We start from the raw sequence: 18218 nt of genomic DNA on the forward strand, positions 1-18218 counted from the left end.
CAAGGAACTGATATGTTGAACGATGTGAATATCCTCGGATCATACTGGACCTTGGCGGCCGGCACGGCACCGGTGGTGCAGGAACTGTGCCACCACAACATCCGCGACCGCATTGAATGCGCGTCGCGAGCGGGCTTTACCGGGATGGGCTTCTGGCATTCCGATCTGGCCGTCCTGCGCGAGCGGCATGGCTTTGCCGAGGTCAAGGCGATGCTGGCGGCCAATGGCATCGCCCATATCGAAGTCGAATGGTTGAACGACTGGTATTGCACAGGAGAGCGTCGCGCGGCGTCCGACGAGAGCCGCGCCTTGCTGCTCGATGCGGCCGAAGCACTCGGGGCGAACCACATCAAGGTGGCGGACCTCGATAATGACGGCACGCCGCTGGACCGGATGACCGAGGAATTCGCCACGCTTTGCGCGCAAGCCGCGGAGCGCGGCACCAAGATCTTGTTCGAGATGCTCCCGGCGGGATTTTCCCACCTTCCCAGCCTCGACCATGTGCTGTCGCTGACGCGCGGCGCCGGGGCGAAGAACGGCGGCATCATGATCGACAATCTCCACGTGGTCCGTACCGGGACAACGCTGGCCGATCTGGTGGAGAAGCTTACGCCGCAGGACCTGATCGGCGTCGAAATCAACGATGGCGTGTTGGCCAAGCCGGTCGACTTCATGGATTCGGTCATCAATCGCAGGCGCCTGCCGGGCGATGGCGAGTTCGATATCGTCGGCTTCCTCCGCGCGATCTGGAGCCTGGGCTATGATGGTCCGATCGGCGTGGAAGTCATGCACGAATATTTCAGGGAGTGGCCGCTCGACCGGATGGCCGAGGTGAGCTTTGCCAAGACCGCAACGGTCATCGCAGAAGCGCGCTCTGAGATCGTCTGAGCCTTTCTGAGCCAGGCCATCCTCAACTGGAGATCAGCATGACTTTACTCGACCGCTTTTCGCTCGCGGGGAAATCCGCGCTGGTTACCGGCGGCGCTTCAGGCATTGGTTTGGCCTATGTCGAGGCCGTCGCCGAGGGCGGTGCCAGCGTCACGATTGCCGACATGGATGAAGAGGCTGCGGCGAAGGAAGCCGAGCGCCTCGCGGCATCTGGCTTCACAGTCCGCCATGCGGGGATGGACGTGGCAAATGACGAGGATGTGCGGCGCGCCTTTGACGACCATGAAGCCGCCTTCGGCGCCATCGACATTGTGTTCGCCAATGCCGGCATGGCGGCGGGCGAAGGCTATATGGGCTTTGACGGCCAGCGGACTGCCTCGGGCCAGATCGACACCTATTCGGTGGACGACTGGCGCAAGACCATCGCGATCGATCTTGACGGCGTGTTCTTCACCTTCCGCCACGCAGTCCGGCTGATGAAGAAGCATGGACGCAGGGGCTCGCTGATCGCCACCAGTTCCAACGCGTCCGAAATCACGGTTCCGATCGTCGCGACGCCCTATATGCCCGCCAAAGCAGGGGTGAAGCATCTCGTGCGGCAGCTTGCGCGCGAGCTGGCCCCCTTCGGCATTCGGGTGAATGCCATCGCGCCGGGCTCTGTGGTGACCAATATCGGTGGCGGTGTCCTCCACAATCCGGAGGTTCGCGCGGTGTGGGATCTTGGCGTGCCGCTCGGCCGCATGGGTGAGACCCATCAGTTCAAGCCGCTGGCGCTCTATCTCGCCTCCGACGCATCCGACTTCATGACGGGCGCTGAAATCGTGCTCGATGGCGGCGTCTCGCTGCGCGGTATCGAGGGATAGGCTCTGCGGCCCCCTTTAGTGCCCCTTGCGCAATTGCAGCGGGGCCGCGCCGAACCGATCCCGAAACCTTCGCGCGAAATGGCTCGAATCCGAAAAGCCGCAGGCATAGGCGACATCCGCGACCCGATAGATGCCATAGCGCGGGTCGGTAAGCATCTCTGCTGCCCGACAAAGCCTCAGCTCAAGCAACGCCGCCCCGAAGGTTGTGTCGTTGCCCGCGAAGATCTTGTGCACATAGCGCTTGGAGATGTTCAGCTCGCTTGCCAGTGTCGCCGGGCTAAGCTCCAGATCGTCGAACCGGTCGCGCATGATCTGGATGGCGCGTCGGAAGAGCTTGCCCTGATGCAAGGTTTCGCCTGTCGTCACATTGCCATTCATCAACGCAAGAAACGCACCAAGCTGGTCGGCAATGCACGATCGCGACAGTGCCGCATCTTCAAGTCCGTTCTGGTCGATAGCCGAAAGCATTGCCGCCAGTGCGCCGCCCCACAGACTGGCGTCGAAGGTTCGGGCCAGCATCGCTTCGGGCTGTGGCACCCAGCGGCGCAACCAGGAGGACGGCATGTGCGCCGTCAACGCTATTGCCCCGCGCGGAAACTGGAAGCTGTAGGGCGACGCATGGCTGACCATGCAAAAACTGCCTTCCGGAACATGCAGATCGATGCCGGCGTGGCGCAATGCTGCCGTGCCCTGCTGCATGTAGGACAGCGCAAAAACCTCCTCGGAGCACCGGCGCGCCATGGCCTGACTTCTGGAAATCGTCTGCTCGGCTGTGCGGAAGTTGTTGATGTCGATAGGCCCAAGGCCAAACCGGACCCATTGCGCCCTGAAGTTCGCCCGATGGTTGGTATCGATGCACATTTCAGCGACACTGCTGGACATGACGTCGTTCCAGGCGGACAAGGCGCCAGTGTCCGACAGGCCGGTGCTGGCCCAGCGATCGTCGCGCTCAGAGCCGCTCGCTTCGCGTAATGACACCATCGTCCTCTCTCCTTCTTGCCGTCGCAATTTTGCGTCCGTGCGGCGCTTGAGCTTGCCTAGGGATCGGTCGTCGCGCTCCCAGGAAGCACTGCCTGACCTCGAAATGTCCTTAGCAGGAGGCAAATCTGAACTTATAATTTGACATGTCAAATTAAATCGGGTGCCATTCGGAATGGCTAACGTCCCGTTCGATCTCCGTGCATATTTCCCATTTTTTTTAGGCACGATTTCAAATCGTTGGACTGCAACATCCTCCAAGCTCTATCTTGAAAGGTTTGGCATCGGAATTGGCGAATGGCGCGTGCTTGCGTCGATCCATGCGCAGGGCACGGCAAGCTCCCAGATGGTCGTAAATCTCATCGCGATGGATGCCGGCGCGGTCAGCCGGTCGATGTCGAAGCTGGCGGCGGAAGGATATGTTTCCCCTAAAGCCGGCCGGTTCATCGGGCGCACCAAGCCCTATGAATTGACTGCAGAGGGTCGCGAGCTCTACGATCGGCTACTGGCCACGGCGCTAGAACGCGAAGATCTGCTTCTCGCCGGGTTATCCGATCAGGAGAGGGAGCAGCTCCTCTCATTGATGCGCAAGGTGATTGACCAGATCGATAAGCTCTAGTCTGCACCGCGCAGGAAGCCTGGACGGATGACTGTGATGCCCTCGTTCCCTCTGACACCTCGCCGCCAGTTGGCCTCCCCACTGACTGAAACCCACTCGTCGAAGTATTCCTAAGCCTAAACACCATAGCGAAGGCTTAACCCGCTACACGAATGACCGGATTCGGCGTAGCCGGACATTTCCATTGCGAGCATCGATCGGCAGGAATGTCTCAACGTCGGTCGATTGCGTCAGATCAGTCCGCGACGAGCAGTGACGTGGACAGCAACCAATTCGTATTCATGTTCCCCCTATTTTCACAAGAGGAGCCTGCATTTTCGCACTAATGCGAGTCAAATGCAAAAGTAGGCTGTCAGCCGGTTGTGAGCGAAGGCCGAGGCGGCGCCTTCAGTCTCGCGCCGCGATGATAATGATCTCGACCTTGTAGTCGGGCGTGGCGAGTCTGGCTTCGCCGGTGGCGCGGGCTGGGGCGTCCCTGCCGCCGACCCAGCGATCCCAGACGGCATTCATCTCGGCGAAGTCGGCCATGTCGGCGAGCCAGACGGTGGCGCTCAGGATGCGCGACTTGTCGCTCCCAGCGCGGGCGAGCAGCGCCTCGATCTGCGCCAGCACGGCCTGCGTCTGCGCAGTGACACTCTCGCCCGGCGCACCGACCTGGCCGGCAAGGTAGATGGTGTCGCCATGGATGACGGCCTGGCTCATGCGTGGGCCCTGATCGAGACGTTCGATGCTCATGCTTACTCCTTGTCGATAAAAATGATCGCTTGCGGCGTCAGGCTGCATAGCGCGAAATGGCCAGGTCGACGGCCTCGATTTCCGTGGGTCGAGCCGAGATGATGTCCGCGACGACCTGGGCCGAGCCGCAGGCCATTGTCCAGCCCAGCGTGCCGTGACCGGTATTGAGGAACAGATTACCGTAGCGCGTCTTGCCGATCACAGGCGTGCCATCCGGCGTCATCGGCCGGAAGCCCGACCAGTAAGTTCCCGCGCCCATGTCCGCGACACCGGGGAACAGGGTGCCGAGCGAGAGTTGGAGCGTCTCGCGCTGGGCGGGGCGCAGGCGGCGATCGAACCCGGCGATCTCCGCCATGCCGCCGACCCGGATGCGCGAACCCAGACGCGTGATCGCAATCTTGTAGGTCTCGTCGAGGATCGTCGAGACAGGCGCGCGGGCCTCGTCGACGATGGGCACCGTGATCGAATAGCCTTTCACCGGATACACCGGCAGGCGGATACCGAGCGGACGCAGCAGGGCGGGCGAATAGCTGCCGAGGGCTACGACATAGGCATCGGCACGCATGAATCCCTTGCTGGTGCGCACGCCCGTCACCCTGTCCGCATCAACCTCGATCCCGTCTATTGCCGTGCCATAGTCGAAGTGCACGCCCAGCCTCTGCGCCAGCTCGGCAAGGGCGTTGGTGAACAGGAAGCAATCGCCGGTCTCGTCATTGGGCAGGCGCAGGCCGCCGACGAATGTTCCGCAAACATCGGCAAGCCCCGGCTCGGCGCGTGTGCAGCCCTCCCGATCCAGCACCTCGAACGGTACGCCATCGGCCTGCAGCACAGCGACATCCTTGGCGATGCCGTCCATCTGCGCTTGGGTCCGGAAGAGCTGGAGCGTGCCCTGCATGCGCTCGTCATAGGCAAGGCCGGTGTCGGCCCGTAGGGCGATCAGCTTGTCACGGCTATATTCCGCGATTCGCACCATGCGCGCTTTGTTCACCGCGTAGCGCGCGCCCGTGCAGTTGCGCAGCATCTGCGCCATCCAGAGCAGTCGCGCCGGATCGAGACCGGGTCGCAGGATGAGCGGCGAATGCTTCGAGACCATCCATTTAAGCGCCTTGAAGGGAACGCCGGGCGCGGCCCACGGCGAGGCGTAGCCGGGCGAGATTTCACCGGCATTGGCGAAGCTGGTTTCCAGCGCCGGGCCGGGCTGCCGGTCGACGACGTGCACCTCGTGCCCGGCCTTGGCGAGATAATAAGCGGAGGTGACGCCAATCACGCCACTGCCGAGGATCAGCACCTTCATGCGATTGTCTCCAATGGGGGTGCCGGGCAGGCGAGGGGGAGGATGTGCCGGGCATAGCGGGCGCCGAGGTTCGTCAGGATCTCATAAGCGATGGTGCCGCCATCGCGCGCGACCTGTTCAAGGCGCTGGTGCGGGCCGATCAGCTCGACGAAATCGCCTTCCGCGAGCGCGCCGGGCGCGAGGGCCGTCACATCCACGGTCATGCTGTCCATCGACACGCGACCCGCGATTGGTAGACGGACGCCGCCGGACCAAGCCGCTCCGCGATTGGAGAGGGCGCGTGGCCAGCCATCGGCATAGCCTACCGATAGCGTCGCAAGGCGCCGTTCCCCGCGCGCTTGCCAGTCGAGCCCATAGCCGACCCCAGCGCCGTCCGGCACCGTGCGGAGCTGGATCACTCTGGCATCGAGCCGCACGACGGGGGCGAAGGGCGCCTCCGCGCCGTCGGCACGGTCGGCCTCGTAAAGCGCGATGCCGGCGCGGGCGATGTCGCCATGAAACACGCTGTCGAGCAGGCAGCCGCCGGAATTGGCGAGTGACCGGGCCACGTTGGGGAACAGCTCGGCCAGTTTCTCGAACTGCGTGCGCTGGCGATCGTTCGCAGCATTTTGCGGTTCGTCTGCACAGGCGAGATGGCTCATGATCGCGCGGAGCGGCACCGAGCGGCGGAACTGCGCGTCGCCCGCGAGTTGCCGGGCCTCCTCCGGGGAGAGGCCCAGGCGCGACATGCCGCTGTCGACTTGCAGAATTGCGGATAGTGGGCATTTGCGCTGGATGGCCAGATCGCGCCAGCGCCACGCCTGGCCCAGGCTGTTAAGCACCGGCACGATAGCATGGTCCGCGCATATCGCCTCGGCGCCGGGTGTCAGCCCGTTCAGCACATAGATGGTGCTGTTTGCCGGCACGAGCGGGCGAATGGCGAGCGCCTCGGCCAGATGCGCGACGAAGAAATGGCTGCACCCGGCCGACACGAGGGCGGGCACCACGATGCCTGCGCCCAAGCCATAGGCGTCCGCCTTCACCACGGCCGCCAGTTCGGCGGGTGCGACCCGATTGCGCAGCCGGGCATAATTGGCGACCAGCGCGGACAGGTCGATCGTCAGAATCGCGCCTTCGATACTGTCAGAATTGTCCATTGGTCACCCCGGGCCTGATGGTGACAAGGGATATCAGCAGGCGCTTCGAATGTTCTGCCCAACAGATGCAGAAGTTGCCGTTTCAAGCCGGAATTCAGTAGAAAAGAGGCGCCGGTGCGCAATATGCTTCGACGTTCATGGACAAGATCGACAGACATATCATCAGGCTGCTGCGTACCGATGGCCGTATCTCCAACCAGAGCCTGGCGGAAGCGGTCGGCCTGTCTCCTTCCGCCTGCCTGCGCAGGGTCAGGATTCTTGAGAAATCAGGTGTGATCCGCGGCTATGTGGCCGTGGTGGGGCTGCCGGAAGAAGATGAGGCGACGGTGGCGATCGTGCGCATCACGCTGGAGAAACAGACCGAGGAATATCTCCGCCGGTTCGAGAGCGCGGTGCGGCGACATCCGGAGATACGGGAATGCTACCTCATGACGGGCGATGCGGACTATAGCATTCGCGTCGCGACGGGCAGCGCGGCGGCCTACGAGGAATTGCATACCAACGTCCTCTCGCGCCTGCCCGGCGTCGCGCGCATCCATTCGAGCATTGCCATGCGCAAGGTGCTGCCTGGCGGAGCGCTAACATCCCGCAATTTCACTCCCTGACGGGCTCCTCCCCGCAGAGACGCGCGCGCATCACTGCGCAATCGGCAGAAAATGTCGCGCACCCCTGCGAATATTCTTCCCGATATTCTGCCGCTACTGCGCGGCCTTTGCTGGAGGATCGGTATGAATTCCTGGATCAGAACCCTGCTCGCCGGAGCCATGATGGCGACCAGCCTCTCCGTATCGCCCGTTTCGGCCGCCGAACCGGCGCAGTCACTCCGCGATGCGCGGGAGCAGGCCCCCGCGGGCATCATCGGCCTGTGGAAGGTCGATCTTGTAGCCTCCACCTACAAGGGCGCCAAGCCGCAGGCCGCAATCCGCAGTTTCGCTTATACGGAGGATGGCAAGATCCTCGTATCATTCACGACGCTGACAGCGTCTGGCGCGCTTACCTCCGGCCATTGGGCGGCGCAGGTCGATGGCACGCCCGGCATCGAATATCACAGTACCGCCGGGGGCCTGGCCTATAATGTCGTCTCGCTGAGGAAAGTCGACGACGCGACGCTGAGCCTGACCGTGACCCGTCACGGGAAGGTCGACCTGCAGGCGACCTACAAGATTTCGCCGGACGGCAAGACGCTGACCTATAGCTACGATGGCAATATCCTGATCTATCGTCCCTGGAACCTGTTGAGTTGAGTGGAGACCAGATGCGTATCGCGACCTTTGTTCTGAGTGCAGTTCTCACCCTGTCATCCGCGCCCTTGCTCGCCCAGTCGGCGGACAAGGGCCGGGCGGCCTTTGCTCAATGCGCCGTGTGCCACGGCACGAAGCCCGGCGAGAAGAAGCTGGCGCCGAGCCTTGCGGGCGTGGTCGGACGCAAGGCCGGCGTCGTGCCTGGCATGACCGCTCCCTCGCCGGCGCTCGCGAAGTGGGGCAGGACATGGTCGACCAAGGAACTCGATACATTCCTGACCGCGCCGGCCAAGCTCGTGCCCGGCACGCGGATGGCCATCAGCGTGCCGGACGATGGCAAACGCGCGGACATCATCGCCTATCTGAAAACGCTGAAGTAGGTCGGTCCGCCTGAGCGGCGGCGAAATGCAAAAACCCGTGCTCCCGCGGAGGCAGGAGCACGGGTTTTTGGTCGTTGCCGTCAGGCGGCTGGCGCCGCGTCTGTGCGGCGGCCGATCCACTGATAGATCACCAGCCCGACGACGTTCCAGATGAGGAAGAAGAGTTTCGTCGTGCCGGGGAGGCTCCAGAACAGATAGAGGCAGCCAATGATCGCGAGCGGGCCGACCACCCAGGGCAGCGGCGTGGCGAAGATGCGCGCACGATCGGGTTCGCGGCGACGCATGATCAGCATGCAGGCGGCCACCGCGATGAAAGCCGCCAGCGTGCCGGCATTGGCCAGCGCGGCGATCGCATCGAGCGGAACGAGGCCGGCCAGCACCGACACGACCAGGGCGGTGACCATGGTCATGCGGATCGGCGTGCCGGTCCGGGCATTGACCCGGGCCAGTTTCGCCGGGAGCAGCCCGTCACGCGCCATGACGAAGAAGATGCGGCTCTGCCCGAAGAGGAATGCCAGGATCACGGTCGGCAGCGCGATGATCGCGGCCGCGCCGATGATCGCCGCGACTTTGCCCTGACCCAGCGAACGCAGGATGAGCGCCAGCGGCTCTGCGCTGTTGGCATAGGTGGTGTAGGGCATGGAGCCGACCGCGACCGCCGCTACGCCCACATAAAGCGCTGTGCATATGAGCATGGAGCCGACGATGCCGATCGGTAGGTCGCGACCGGGGTTCTTGGTTTCCTCCGCGGCCGTCGAGATGGCATCGAACCCGTAGAACGCGAAGAAGATGATCGCCGCTGCCGCCATCACGCCATGCTGCACGCCATTCACGTCATGCGCGGCGAAGCCATAAGGCATGAAGGGGTGGAATTGGCCGGCGTCATAATGGGGGAGGGCCACGGCGATGAACAGGACCAGCGCCACGATCTTCACGACCACCAGGATGGCGTTGACGACCGCGCTCTCCCGCGTACCGAGCGCGAGCAGCCCGGCCACCGCGAAGACGATCAGCACCGCCGGCACATTCAGCAGGCCGCCCGCATGAGGGCCGGCGCTGATCGCCGCGGGCAAGGGGATGCCGAGCGAGGTGAGGAAGCCGGCGGTATAACCCGACCAGCCGACCGCGACCGCGCTGACAACCAGCGAATATTCAAGGATGAGGCTCCAGCCCACGATCCAGGCGACAAGCTCGCCGATCACCGTATAGCTGTACGTATAGGCTGACCCTGATGCAGGGATCATCGTCGCCACTTCCGCATAGCAGAGCGCCGCGCAGGCACAGACCGCGCCCGCGATCGCGAAGGACAGGATGACTGCCGGACCGGCGAGGCCGGCACCGATGCCGACCAGCGTATAGATGCCTGTACCGACGATGGCGCCAACGCCCAGGGCGATGAGGTGCCACCAACTCAGCGTCGGGCGCAGGCGATGCGCCGATGAAAGCGTGTCGAGCGCCATCGGCTTGCGGCGATTCCAGTTACGCATGTCTGCCCCTTTATCTGCCGGGCGATGTGTGATCGCCCGGCGTCGCGTCAAATCTGTTCGTAGAAGCCAATCTGGTTCTGCTCGAGTTCGCGCACGGCCCGGAACGCCTCGTCAATGGCGGTGCCGGCGGTGGAGACGCCACCCGCATCCGAATTGGCGATGGTGATCCGCCCGAACGGCGCACGCGCCGTCACGACAGGAGAGGTCTGGCCCAGCTTATCCGGCTCGAAGAGCGAATTGCGGCCGGTTGTGAAGCCATGCGCCCAGCGATTGACCGTGATAGCGAGGATGTCCCGCGCGGGATCGAAGCCGGTCCCGCTCAGCGCGGCAGCTGCCTGGCTCCGGATCGCGCGCTCGAAATGCTCGAACGGCGTCTGGAGCAGGCCCATCCGCGCCATGCGGAACTGGTCGTCGGCCGGTGTGCCGGGTTCGGGCGGCGATCCGCCCATGAGCTCGCCAAGCATGGTGGTGTTGGAGCAAATGCCCGAATTGGCACCGGTACCGAAGCTCACGACAATGGGCTCAGACGGCGTGCGCGAAGGCACCAGCTCGCCCAAATAGCGCTGGGCGGCCAGGCTCATGCGCCCATAGAAGCTGTTCGGGAAGGTGACGGCGTTGGTCTTGAGCTTGGCGAAGGGCTCCCAATTGCGGAACAGCACGTTCGTTTCCTGGTTGACGGCGCGGACTGCTGCATGGAGCGCCGTCTTCTGATCCTCCGGCAGCTCCGGCACCAGATAGGGCACGATATTGTTCATGCAGGCCAGCACCACATTCGCGCCGCGAACCAGCTTCGCCTTACCGCCGGACATATAGGTGATTTCGCATTCGCTGTTGTCCGGATCGAACAGGCGCCCGGCAGTGGCGGCATGCTTCACCCGGATGACCACGCTGGACAGGCGGATCCGCGTCGGTTGCTGTGCGCGGTCCAGTGCCGCATAATTGACTCGCTTGGTTTCGACCGCCGCGAAATCGCCCGGCGCGAGGGCGTCCGGAATGAGCGCGCGCACGATGAGGCGGGCAATGTCGCTGTTGCCGGCCGGCAGCGAAAAATCGTCCAGCCGATGCTCCTCGCTTTCGGGCGACAGCGCCGGCCGCTCAAGCCCGAGGCCCTGAAAGCCGGGCCGCATGCGGAAGAAGGCGAACCAGGCCGTGCCCATATCGGCACCCAGGCACCACATGCCCTGCATCAGAGGCACGACGTCGGGATGCACCTTCGCCACGTTCAGCAGATAGTCGCGATAGCTCATAGCCTGCAGCCGGGCGGTCTTCTCCGCTGGGGTAAGCCCACTCATATAGTCGATGCTGGCAGTGGTGATCCGCAGCAGATCGTCCTTCACCTGCTTGGGAAAGGGCGTCTGTGCCAGCCACTGCGCGGTTGGACTGGTGGGTGTGCCGCCGGGCACCAGCTTGTCCGCGCCATAGACCTGCTTGCGGAAGAAGGTGGCGGGCTGCATGCCGAGCGAGCGGTAGAGCTGGCCGTCCACCCGGTCGGTGGGGGTGCCCTTCTCGATCCCCAGCTCACGGATCAGCGAGATGGATTCATAGGTCCATTTGGATGGCGCCACCATATAGGACGAGCCGCCGTTCGAGATGAGCTGCTTGCTGTTGTACAGGAACTCGTTGCGCTTGGCGTGGCCGCCGAAATCGTCATGATTGTCGAGGATTAGGATGCGCGCATTGGGGCCGGCGCGCTTGCGGAAGAAATAGGCGGCTGCAAGGCCGCTCAGGCCGCCGCCGACCACCACCAGATCATAGCTTTCCTTGGTATCCTCCGCGCCCGGAAAGCTCTCGCCGTCGCGCAATGCATGCGCACCCTCGAATGCGCCGGGATGCTGGCCGCGCATGCCGGTGCGCAGTGGCGGGTAGGTCTCCGGAGTGGCGGAGCCGTCAGCATTGGCGAAGGCGGCTGCGCGGGCTTTTGCGGCGATGGCCGGGCTGGCGCTGGCGGCCGCCATGGCGCCCCCCGCCGTGACCGCCATGCCTTGAATGAAGTCGCGCCGCTGGATCGGGCGATCCATTCCAAGATTCTTGTCTCCAACGCTCATAGATGATTCCTTCGTGCAGCGGGAAGATAGCATCGCCTTCATGACGAACCCTTGTTCAGGATCGCCAGGCTGACCGCTGGTCCTTGCTGGATCCTGTGCGGAGCGCCCGATCCTCCCCCCGGGCCTGGAAAGCAAACGCTATCAGCGCGATTTTCGCGATGTTGCCGAAAGCGGGCCATGGCGAAGCATTTTATGCCGAAAAGGGACGTCTTCGTTCGCCGTTTCACGCAGAATCGCTCGTGGCGGGACCTTTGCCGCAAAGGCCTCCCGCACGCCTGCGGGACAGGCGCGCGATCCTGCTCGCAGCCGGGCCACCGTCACGCCGCTTCCCTCGCGCGCGGGATTCTTTGTACCGGATGCAATAGACCGAAACCCGCTGAAAATATCGGTTCTTGTAGATACTCAAGAAGCGGGACGGCGCTGCATCGTCCGGCCATGGAGTCATATACGACGAAAGACGTATTTCAGATTGATCGCCCTGCTGCCGCTCGCTGCGATGGCATATTCTTCCAGCGATCCGTCAAAAAACGGCAACACTCGCTCATGGGCCCGACCTTACTATTCCTCTCATGGCGGCCGGCCTTTCGGGGCCTCATCCTCCACCGGACAACAGACGATCCGGGGCAAAGATAAGCAACGGTCAAAAAGGGGTTCTCATGAAGCATTTCGCGAAACGCTTGGGTCTCGCTTCCCCGTCTCTTCTAGCGCTCACGCTCGCAATGCCAGCGATCGCGCAGACCGAGACGGCTCCCGCAGACAATTCGGGAGAGGCGGACGTGGACATCGTCGTGACCGGCGTGCGCGGCACCCCGCGCACCGTTCAGGACTCGCCTGTTCCCATCGATCACTTCAACCAGGAGGATATCGAGAAGATCTCCAGCACCGACACCGTCGCGGTGATGCAGACGCTGGTTCCCTCCCTCAACGTTACGCGCCAACCCAACTCCAGCACCGGCACCTTCGTTCGCCCGATCACGCTGCGCGGCCTGCCGGAAGACAAGACCCTGCTGCTGATGAACTCCAAGCGCCGCCACAAGTCGGCCAGCGTGGCCATTTCCGGCACCGGCGCGCAAGGCGCTGATTCCGCTGTCATCCCATCGCTCGCGCTCAAATCCGTCGAGGTACTGCGCGACGGCGCGGCCGCCCAATATGGGTCGGATGCGATTGCCGGGGTGATCAACTTCATGCTGAAGGACGACAATCATGGCGGTTCGCTGACCGCCCAGGCCGGCCAATATTATGAGGGCGACGGCGACAGCCTGATGGTCGCGGGCAATGTCGGCATGAAGCTCACGGAAAACGGCTTCGTCAACGTCACGGCACAATATAGCCGAGACGATTACACTACCCGGGCCAACCAATATACCAGCACCACCTTCGACGCCCGCGCTTATGCGGCAGCGAACCCGGCCTATGCCGCGCTGGTCGATCTGGACACCCCGCTGCAGAAATGGGGCCAGCCCAAGACCGAGGCGTTCCGCGCCGTCGTCAACTCGGGCATCGACATCAGTGACACTGCGCAGGTCTATGCCTTCGGCAACTTCTCGCGATCCAAGGGCTCGGCCTATGCCAATTATCGCTACCCGGCGAATAATCAGCCGGTGAACGGCGTGCCCGTCCGACTGCAGGACGGCAGCGTGTTTTCCTTCACAGACATCTTCCCCGCCGGCTTTAGCCCTGTCTTCTCCGGGGTTGTAACGGACTGGAGCGCGGTCGCCGGCATCAAGGGCACCACCGCCTCCGATGCGCTGAGCTATGACATCAGCGCACGCTATGGCTGGGACAAGCTGGCCTATGAGATCGTTGACACGGTTAATGCCTCACTGGGCCCGAACTCGCCGCGCTCCTTCAAGCCCTCGACCTACATCGACAGCGAGCTCGCGCTGAACGCCGACCTTTCTTATTCGATCCCGGTCGCTGCGTTCGAGACGCCGCTCGTCGTCAGCTTCGGCGGTGAGTATCGCAACGAGGAATATACGATCCGGCCGGGCGAGCTCGATTCCTATCGCGGGGGACCGTTCGCGGCGACCGATCCGTTCGATTTCTGCAACGAGGCGACCCGGACATTGAACCCCGGCGCGCCAACCAACAAGGGCATCAACTGCGCCAATTACCAGGCCGGCACAGCCGATGGCTTTGCCGGCATTGACCCCGCCTATAATGTGTTGCCGGTCGGTTCGAACGGCGTGAACGGCGTGCCGCCCTCGGCCGCCGGTACTTGGGGTGTCAAAAGCGTCTCGGCCTATCTCGAACTGTCGACCGATCCCATCAAGGGGCTGTTCGTCGACCTTGCCGGCCGCTTCGAGCATTTCTCGAACTTCGGCAACACGGTGAACGGCAAGGCGGCCTTCCGCTACGAGTTCACGCCCGGCATCGCGATGCGCGGCTCGATCGGCACGGGCTTCCACGCGCCGTCCCCGGGCCTCATCAATACCACATCGGTCTCGATCCGAACGGTCAATGGCGTGTTTACGCAGGCCGGCCTCTTCCCGGCCACCAATCCCGTGTCCCAGTTCCTGGGCGCGAAGGAACTGGAGCCTGAGAAGTCCACCAACTACACGCTGGGCCTGACCCTGGCACCGATGCCGGGCCTCAGCCTCTCGCTCGACGGCTATATCATCAAGATCCGCGACGCCTTCTACTCGACGCGCAATGTCGCGGTGACGGACGCGCTCAAGGCGCAGATGATCGCGGCGGGCGTGGTCGGCGCGGATAGCATCGCCAGCGTCAACTTCTTCCAGAACGCCTTCGATTCCGACACGCGCGGTTTCGACGCGATCCTGACCTACGACCATCGTTGGGGCGGGGGCATGAAGACCAACTTCGCCGCCAGCTTCAACGCCAACTGGTACAAGATCGAGAGCCTCAAGATCCCGTCGCTGTTTACCGTCTATCAGGACTACAACTTCCGCAACGCGGCGCCACGCTGGCGCGGGACGCTGTCGGCGGTCCACAGCATGGGCGCGGTCTCGCTCATGGCGCGGGCCAACCTGTTCGGTCCCTATACGGCCATGGCCACGGCGCCGTCGGAGACGGTCGCCAATCCCACCCAGTCGTTCAAGACACAGGCCCAGATCGATCTGGAGGCGAGCTACACGTTCGACGAGAGCTTCACCATCTCCGTCGGCGCGCGCAACATCCTCGATCACTATCCCGCGCCGGATCTGCTCCAGCCTACGGCTGGCCGGATCTACCGGACGGACTCGGTCGTCGATTGGCAGGGTGGCTTCTACTACGCTCGCCTCAACTTCAAATTCTGAGTTCGCCCCCCGAGCGATGCGGGGCCCGGGAGACAACTCCCGGGCCCTTTGCGTTTGAGGAGGGGCCCCCGCACAATTGATCATCGTGCATTTAGCTCTTTACAACATCCGTTCGTGTGTCGACTTCGCTCGACCGAAAAGGGGCGCCAAGGCCCGCTTAAAACACCGTTTCCCCGATCGGCACGGCGCTGCGAGGCGTCAGCAAGATAACGTTGCCATCGGTGTCGCGCGCGCCGAGGATCAGGATCTCGGACTGGAAGCCGGCGATGTTGCGCGGGGCGAAGTTGACCACGCAGCAGACCTGCGTGCCGATCAGCGCTTCGGGTGCATAGCTGGTGATCTGCGCGCTCGACCAGCGCGTACCGAATGCGCCGAAGTCCACCTGGACCTTGTAGGAAGGATTGCGCGCCCGAGGAAAGGGCTGCACGTCGAGGATCGTCCCGACGCGGATGTCGAGCCGCTGCCAGTCGTCATAAGTGGCTTCATCCTTCGCTTCGGACATGATCTTCCTTTCCTGTGTCGTTCGTTCGGTCTGTGGCCTGTGTCACATCCGCCGCGCAATCTTATTCCGAAGCAGGCAGGATTTTCGGGCCGATCTGCCGCGTCCTGCGAGAATCGAACAGCCGGACCGTGCGCTGCCTCCCTAAAATCGGCCGACAGACAGGAGTTGTGTGCCGATGAATGCAGTTGTGGCCGGAAGGGGCATTGCGGGGCTGGTCAGGACCGACTTGTTGATCGAGCGTGCGTTGATCGGCGGGGCGTGGGTTGCGGCGTCGTCCGGTGGCCGGCTGACGGTGACCGATCCCGTGGACGATGTGGCCATTGGCACGGTGCCGGCATGCGACGACGTTGATACGAATCGCGCCATCGAGGCGGCGGACGCGGCGCTGCCGGACTGGCGCGCGCGCACGGCGGGCGAGCGATGCGCGATCCTGGAGCGCTGGCATGCGCTGGTGATGGAGAATGTCGACGATCTGGCGCGCATCATGACCGCCGAGCAAGGCAAGCCACTGCCCGAGGCGGCGGGGGAAATCCGCTATGCCGCCACCTTCATCAAATGGTTCGCGGAGGAAGGCCGCCGCGTTTCGGGCCATGATGTGCCAGCGCCCACGCGCGACCGCCGCATCCTGGTGCGCAAGGAGCCGATCGGCGTCTGCACCGCGATCACCCCCTGGAACTTCCCCGCCGCGATGATCACCCGCAAGGTCGCGCCGGCGCTGGCCGCCGGCTGCACGATGATCGTGAAGCCCTCCGAGTTGACGCCGTTCACGGCCCTGGCAATCGCGGCGCTCGCGCAGGAAGCCGGGCTGCCGGCCGGGGTGCTCAACGTCGTGACCGGCCTGCCCGAGAGCATTGGCGCGGCACTGACCGCCAGCCCAGTCGTGCGCAAACTGTCGTTCACCGGCTCGACCCGGGTGGGATCGCTGCTGATGCGGCAATGCGCCGACACAGTTAAGAAGCTGAGCCTCGAGCTGGGCGGCAATGCGCCGTTCATCGTGTTTGACGATGCCGATCTTGACCTAGCCGTCGAAGGTGCGATGGCGAGCAAGTTCCGCAATGCCGGCCAGACCTGCGTCTGCGCCAATCGCCTGCTCGTGCAATCGGGCATTCACGATGCCTTCGTCGCGCGGCTCGGGCAGGCCGTGGCGGCGTTGCGGGTCGGCTCCGGCACGGCAGAAGGCACTACCATTGGCCCGCTCATCAACGCCGCAGCCAAGGCGAAGGTCGCCGCGCACATTGCGGACGCGCTTTCCAATGGCGCCAGCATTGCGGCGTCGGCCGAAGCTCCCGAAGGCTATACGCAACCGGTGGTTCTCACCGGTGCAACCGAGACGATGCTGCTCGCGAGCGAGGAGACGTTCGGTCCCGTCGCGCCCATCTTCCGCTTTGAGGATGAGAAGGAAGCGATCGCCTTCGCCAATGCCACGCCTTATGGTCTCGCGGCCTATTTCTACACCAATGATCTCCACCGCGCCTGGCGCGTGGGCGAGGCGCTCGATTTCGGTATGGTGGGCCTCAACACCGGCACGCTGGCGATGGAGATGGCGCCCTTCGGCGGGACCAAGCAATCCGGCCTCGGCCGCGAGGGCGGCGCGGAAGGCATTGAGGAATATCTCGAGATCAAGACGTTCCATTGGGCCGGCTTGAAACCGGCGGCTTGAAACCAGACCGACAGGAGCAGCGCACGCATATGACGCGCCATTACAAGATCGCGGTAATTCCCGGGGACGGAATCGGCAAGGAAGTCGTGCCCGAGGGCATCCGGGTGCTGGAAGCCGCCGCCAAGGCCCACGGCTTCACCATCGAGCAGCAATGGCATGATTTCGCCTGCTGCGACTATTATGCCCAACACGGCGCGATGATGCCGGAGGACTGGAAGGCGCAGATCGGCGATGTCGACGCGATCTTTTTCGGGGCCGTCGGCTGGCCGGACACGGTGCCCGACCATGTCTCGCTCTGGGGCTCGCTCATCCAGTTCCGCCGGGAATATGACCAATATGTCAATCTGCGCCCAGTGCGGCTGATGCCCGGCGTGCCTTGCCCGCTGGCGGGCCGCGCGCCGGGCGACATCGATATGATGATCGTGCGCGAGAATACCGAAGGCGAATATAGCGCGATCGGCGGCATCTCCTTCCCCGGCACGGACCGGGAAGTCGTGATGCAGGAGACGGTGATGACCCGCTTCGGCACCGACCGCATCCTGCGCTATGCTTTCGATCTGGCGCGCAAGCGGCCTAAGCGGCATCTGACCTCGGCCACTAAATCCAATGGCATCGCCATCACCATGCCATGGTGGGACGGTCGCGTCGAGGAGATGGCGCAGGCCTATCCCGAGGTGCGAACGGACAAATATCACATCGACATCCTGGCCGCGCAGTTCGTGATGAACCCGGATCGGTTCGACGTGGTGGTCGCCTCCAACTTGTTCGGCGATATCCTCTCGGACCTCGGCCCGGCCTGCACGGGGACAATCGGCATCGCGCCGTGCGGCAACATCAATCCCGACCGCTCGGTGCCCTCGCTGTTCGAGCCGGTCCATGGCTCCGCGCCGGACATTGCGGGGCAGGGGATCGCCAATCCCATCGGCCAGATCTGGTGCGGCGCGCTGATGCTGGAGCATTTTGGCGAGCAGGCGGCTGCCGATGCAGTCCTGCGTGCCATCGAGGACGTGCTGGCACAGGATGAATTGCGAACCCGCGACCTGGGCGGGAAGGCGGACACCGCCACATGCGGCAGGGCCGTAGCAGAGCGGTTGGCGTGACAACCCCTCTCTTCGGAAGAGAGGCGATCC

At 63.6% G+C, this 18218-nt stretch carries 16 protein-coding genes; 9 read left to right on the forward strand and 7 right to left on the reverse strand.

Annotation, left to right across the window (positions count from 1 at the left end):
- The first annotated feature begins 12 nt into the window (after positions 1 to 12).
- The gene (locus M2333_RS01765; RefSeq protein ID WP_264570994.1) at positions 13 to 888 is read left to right on the forward strand and encodes a sugar phosphate isomerase/epimerase family protein; all 876 of its coding nucleotides are present in this window, start codon (positions 13 to 15) and stop codon (positions 886 to 888) included.
- Between the two features lie 38 nt (positions 889 to 926).
- Complete coding sequence (locus M2333_RS01770; protein WP_264570993.1) at positions 927 to 1751, forward strand: SDR family NAD(P)-dependent oxidoreductase; 825 nt, start codon at positions 927 to 929, stop codon at positions 1749 to 1751.
- Between the two features lie 15 nt (positions 1752 to 1766).
- On the opposite strand, the gene M2333_RS01775 is transcribed toward M2333_RS01770, so the two are convergent.
- The gene (locus M2333_RS01775; RefSeq protein WP_264610673.1) at positions 1767 to 2990 is read right to left on the reverse strand and encodes a helix-turn-helix domain-containing protein; all 1224 of its coding nucleotides are present in this window, start codon (positions 2988 to 2990) and stop codon (positions 1767 to 1769) included.
- Positions 2991 to 3033: 43 nt separating this feature from the next.
- Here M2333_RS01775 and M2333_RS01780 point away from each other — a divergent pair, with 43 nt between their 5' ends.
- A complete protein-coding gene (locus tag M2333_RS01780; RefSeq protein ID WP_264570991.1) occupies positions 3034 to 3348 on the forward strand; it encodes a MarR family winged helix-turn-helix transcriptional regulator in 315 nt (104 codons plus the stop codon).
- A 387-nt stretch (positions 3349 to 3735) separates the two neighbouring features.
- Here the strand turns inward: M2333_RS01780 and M2333_RS01785 are convergent, their stop codons facing one another.
- From M2333_RS01785 to alr, 3 genes are read right to left on the reverse strand one after another with little or no spacing between them, the layout of a single operon-like run.
- On the reverse strand, positions 3736 to 4083 hold the full coding sequence (locus tag M2333_RS01785; protein ID WP_264610674.1) for a RidA family protein: 348 nt from the start codon (positions 4081 to 4083) through the stop codon (positions 3736 to 3738).
- 37 nt (positions 4084 to 4120) lie between these two features.
- Entirely contained in the window at positions 4121 to 5377 is a 1257-nt protein-coding gene (locus M2333_RS01790; protein WP_264610675.1) for a D-amino acid dehydrogenase, read from the reverse strand.
- A complete protein-coding gene (alr, locus tag M2333_RS01795; RefSeq protein ID WP_264610676.1) occupies positions 5374 to 6513 on the reverse strand; it encodes an alanine racemase in 1140 nt (379 codons plus the stop codon). The genes M2333_RS01790 and alr overlap by 4 nt, the downstream gene beginning before the upstream one ends.
- A 137-nt stretch (positions 6514 to 6650) precedes the next feature.
- On the opposite strand from alr, the gene M2333_RS01800 reads away from it, so the two are divergent.
- The 3 genes from M2333_RS01800 to M2333_RS01810 all read left to right on the forward strand — a co-directional run bounded on the left by M2333_RS01800 (position 6651) and on the right by M2333_RS01810 (position 8134).
- Complete coding sequence (locus M2333_RS01800; RefSeq protein ID WP_264610677.1) at positions 6651 to 7118, forward strand: Lrp/AsnC family transcriptional regulator; 468 nt, start codon at positions 6651 to 6653, stop codon at positions 7116 to 7118.
- Between the two features lie 123 nt (positions 7119 to 7241).
- Positions 7242 to 7757: a hypothetical protein gene (locus M2333_RS01805; protein ID WP_264610678.1), complete on the forward strand. Its 516-nt coding sequence runs from the start codon at positions 7242 to 7244 to the stop codon at positions 7755 to 7757.
- Positions 7758 to 7768: 11 nt separating this feature from the next.
- On the forward strand, positions 7769 to 8134 hold the full coding sequence (locus M2333_RS01810; RefSeq protein WP_264570983.1) for a c-type cytochrome: 366 nt from the start codon (positions 7769 to 7771) through the stop codon (positions 8132 to 8134).
- Between the two features lie 80 nt (positions 8135 to 8214).
- On the opposite strand, the gene M2333_RS01815 is transcribed toward M2333_RS01810, so the two are convergent.
- Positions 8215 to 9621 (reverse strand): amino acid permease, encoded by a 1407-nt coding sequence (locus M2333_RS01815; RefSeq protein ID WP_264610679.1) that lies wholly within the window; start codon positions 9619 to 9621, stop codon positions 8215 to 8217.
- A gap of 47 nt (positions 9622 to 9668) precedes the next feature.
- Positions 9669 to 11666: an NAD(P)/FAD-dependent oxidoreductase gene (locus tag M2333_RS01820; protein ID WP_264610680.1), complete on the reverse strand. Its 1998-nt coding sequence runs from the start codon at positions 11664 to 11666 to the stop codon at positions 9669 to 9671.
- 719 nt (positions 11667 to 12385) lie between these two features.
- Here M2333_RS01820 and M2333_RS01825 point away from each other — a divergent pair.
- Positions 12386 to 14926, forward strand: coding sequence for a TonB-dependent receptor plug domain-containing protein (locus M2333_RS01825; RefSeq protein ID WP_264610681.1), 2541 nt, complete (start codon positions 12386 to 12388; stop codon positions 14924 to 14926).
- Between the two features lie 157 nt (positions 14927 to 15083).
- Here the strand turns inward: M2333_RS01825 and M2333_RS01830 are convergent, their stop codons facing one another.
- Positions 15084 to 15428 carry a tRNA-binding protein gene (locus M2333_RS01830; RefSeq protein ID WP_264570979.1) on the reverse strand — a complete coding sequence of 115 codons (345 nt, stop codon included), beginning with the start codon at positions 15426 to 15428 and terminating at the stop codon, positions 15084 to 15086.
- 175 nt (positions 15429 to 15603) lie between these two features.
- Between M2333_RS01830 and M2333_RS01835 the strand changes: the two genes are divergently transcribed.
- Positions 15604 to 17088, forward strand: coding sequence for an NAD-dependent succinate-semialdehyde dehydrogenase (locus M2333_RS01835; RefSeq protein ID WP_264610682.1), 1485 nt, complete (start codon positions 15604 to 15606; stop codon positions 17086 to 17088).
- Between the two features lie 29 nt (positions 17089 to 17117).
- On the forward strand, positions 17118 to 18188 hold the full coding sequence (locus tag M2333_RS01840) for a tartrate dehydrogenase (RefSeq protein WP_264570977.1): 1071 nt from the start codon (positions 17118 to 17120) through the stop codon (positions 18186 to 18188).
- Positions 18189 to 18218: the final 30 nt, after the last annotated feature.

The sequence above is a fragment of the Sphingobium sp. B11D3B genome, assembly GCF_025961735.1.
In the GTDB taxonomy this organism is placed as follows: Bacteria; Pseudomonadota; Alphaproteobacteria; order Sphingomonadales; family Sphingomonadaceae; genus Sphingobium.

Coding starts and splice junctions, on each gene's coding strand:
- M2333_RS01765 (WP_264570994.1), top strand. CDS start 13: ATGTTGAACGATGTGAATATCCTCGGATCATACTGGACCTTGGCGGCC.
- M2333_RS01770 (WP_264570993.1), top strand. CDS start 927: ATGACTTTACTCGACCGCTTTTCGCTCGCGGGGAAATCCGCGCTGGTT.
- M2333_RS01785 (WP_264610674.1), bottom strand. CDS start 4,083: ATGAGCATCGAACGTCTCGATCAGGGCCCACGCATGAGCCAGGCCGTC.
- M2333_RS01790 (WP_264610675.1), bottom strand. CDS start 5,377: ATGAAGGTGCTGATCCTCGGCAGTGGCGTGATTGGCGTCACCTCCGCT.
- alr (WP_264610676.1), bottom strand. CDS start 6,513: ATGGACAATTCTGACAGTATCGAAGGCGCGATTCTGACGATCGACCTG.
- M2333_RS01800 (WP_264610677.1), top strand. CDS start 6,651: ATGGACAAGATCGACAGACATATCATCAGGCTGCTGCGTACCGATGGC.
- M2333_RS01805 (WP_264610678.1), top strand. CDS start 7,242: ATGAATTCCTGGATCAGAACCCTGCTCGCCGGAGCCATGATGGCGACC.
- M2333_RS01810 (WP_264570983.1), top strand. CDS start 7,769: ATGCGTATCGCGACCTTTGTTCTGAGTGCAGTTCTCACCCTGTCATCC.
- M2333_RS01815 (WP_264610679.1), bottom strand. CDS start 9,621: ATGCGTAACTGGAATCGCCGCAAGCCGATGGCGCTCGACACGCTTTCA.
- M2333_RS01820 (WP_264610680.1), bottom strand. CDS start 11,666: ATGAGCGTTGGAGACAAGAATCTTGGAATGGATCGCCCGATCCAGCGG.
- M2333_RS01825 (WP_264610681.1), top strand. CDS start 12,386: ATGCCAGCGATCGCGCAGACCGAGACGGCTCCCGCAGACAATTCGGGA.
- M2333_RS01830 (WP_264570979.1), bottom strand. CDS start 15,428: ATGTCCGAAGCGAAGGATGAAGCCACTTATGACGACTGGCAGCGGCTC.
- M2333_RS01835 (WP_264610682.1), top strand. CDS start 15,604: ATGAATGCAGTTGTGGCCGGAAGGGGCATTGCGGGGCTGGTCAGGACC.
- M2333_RS01840 (WP_264570977.1), top strand. CDS start 17,118: ATGACGCGCCATTACAAGATCGCGGTAATTCCCGGGGACGGAATCGGC.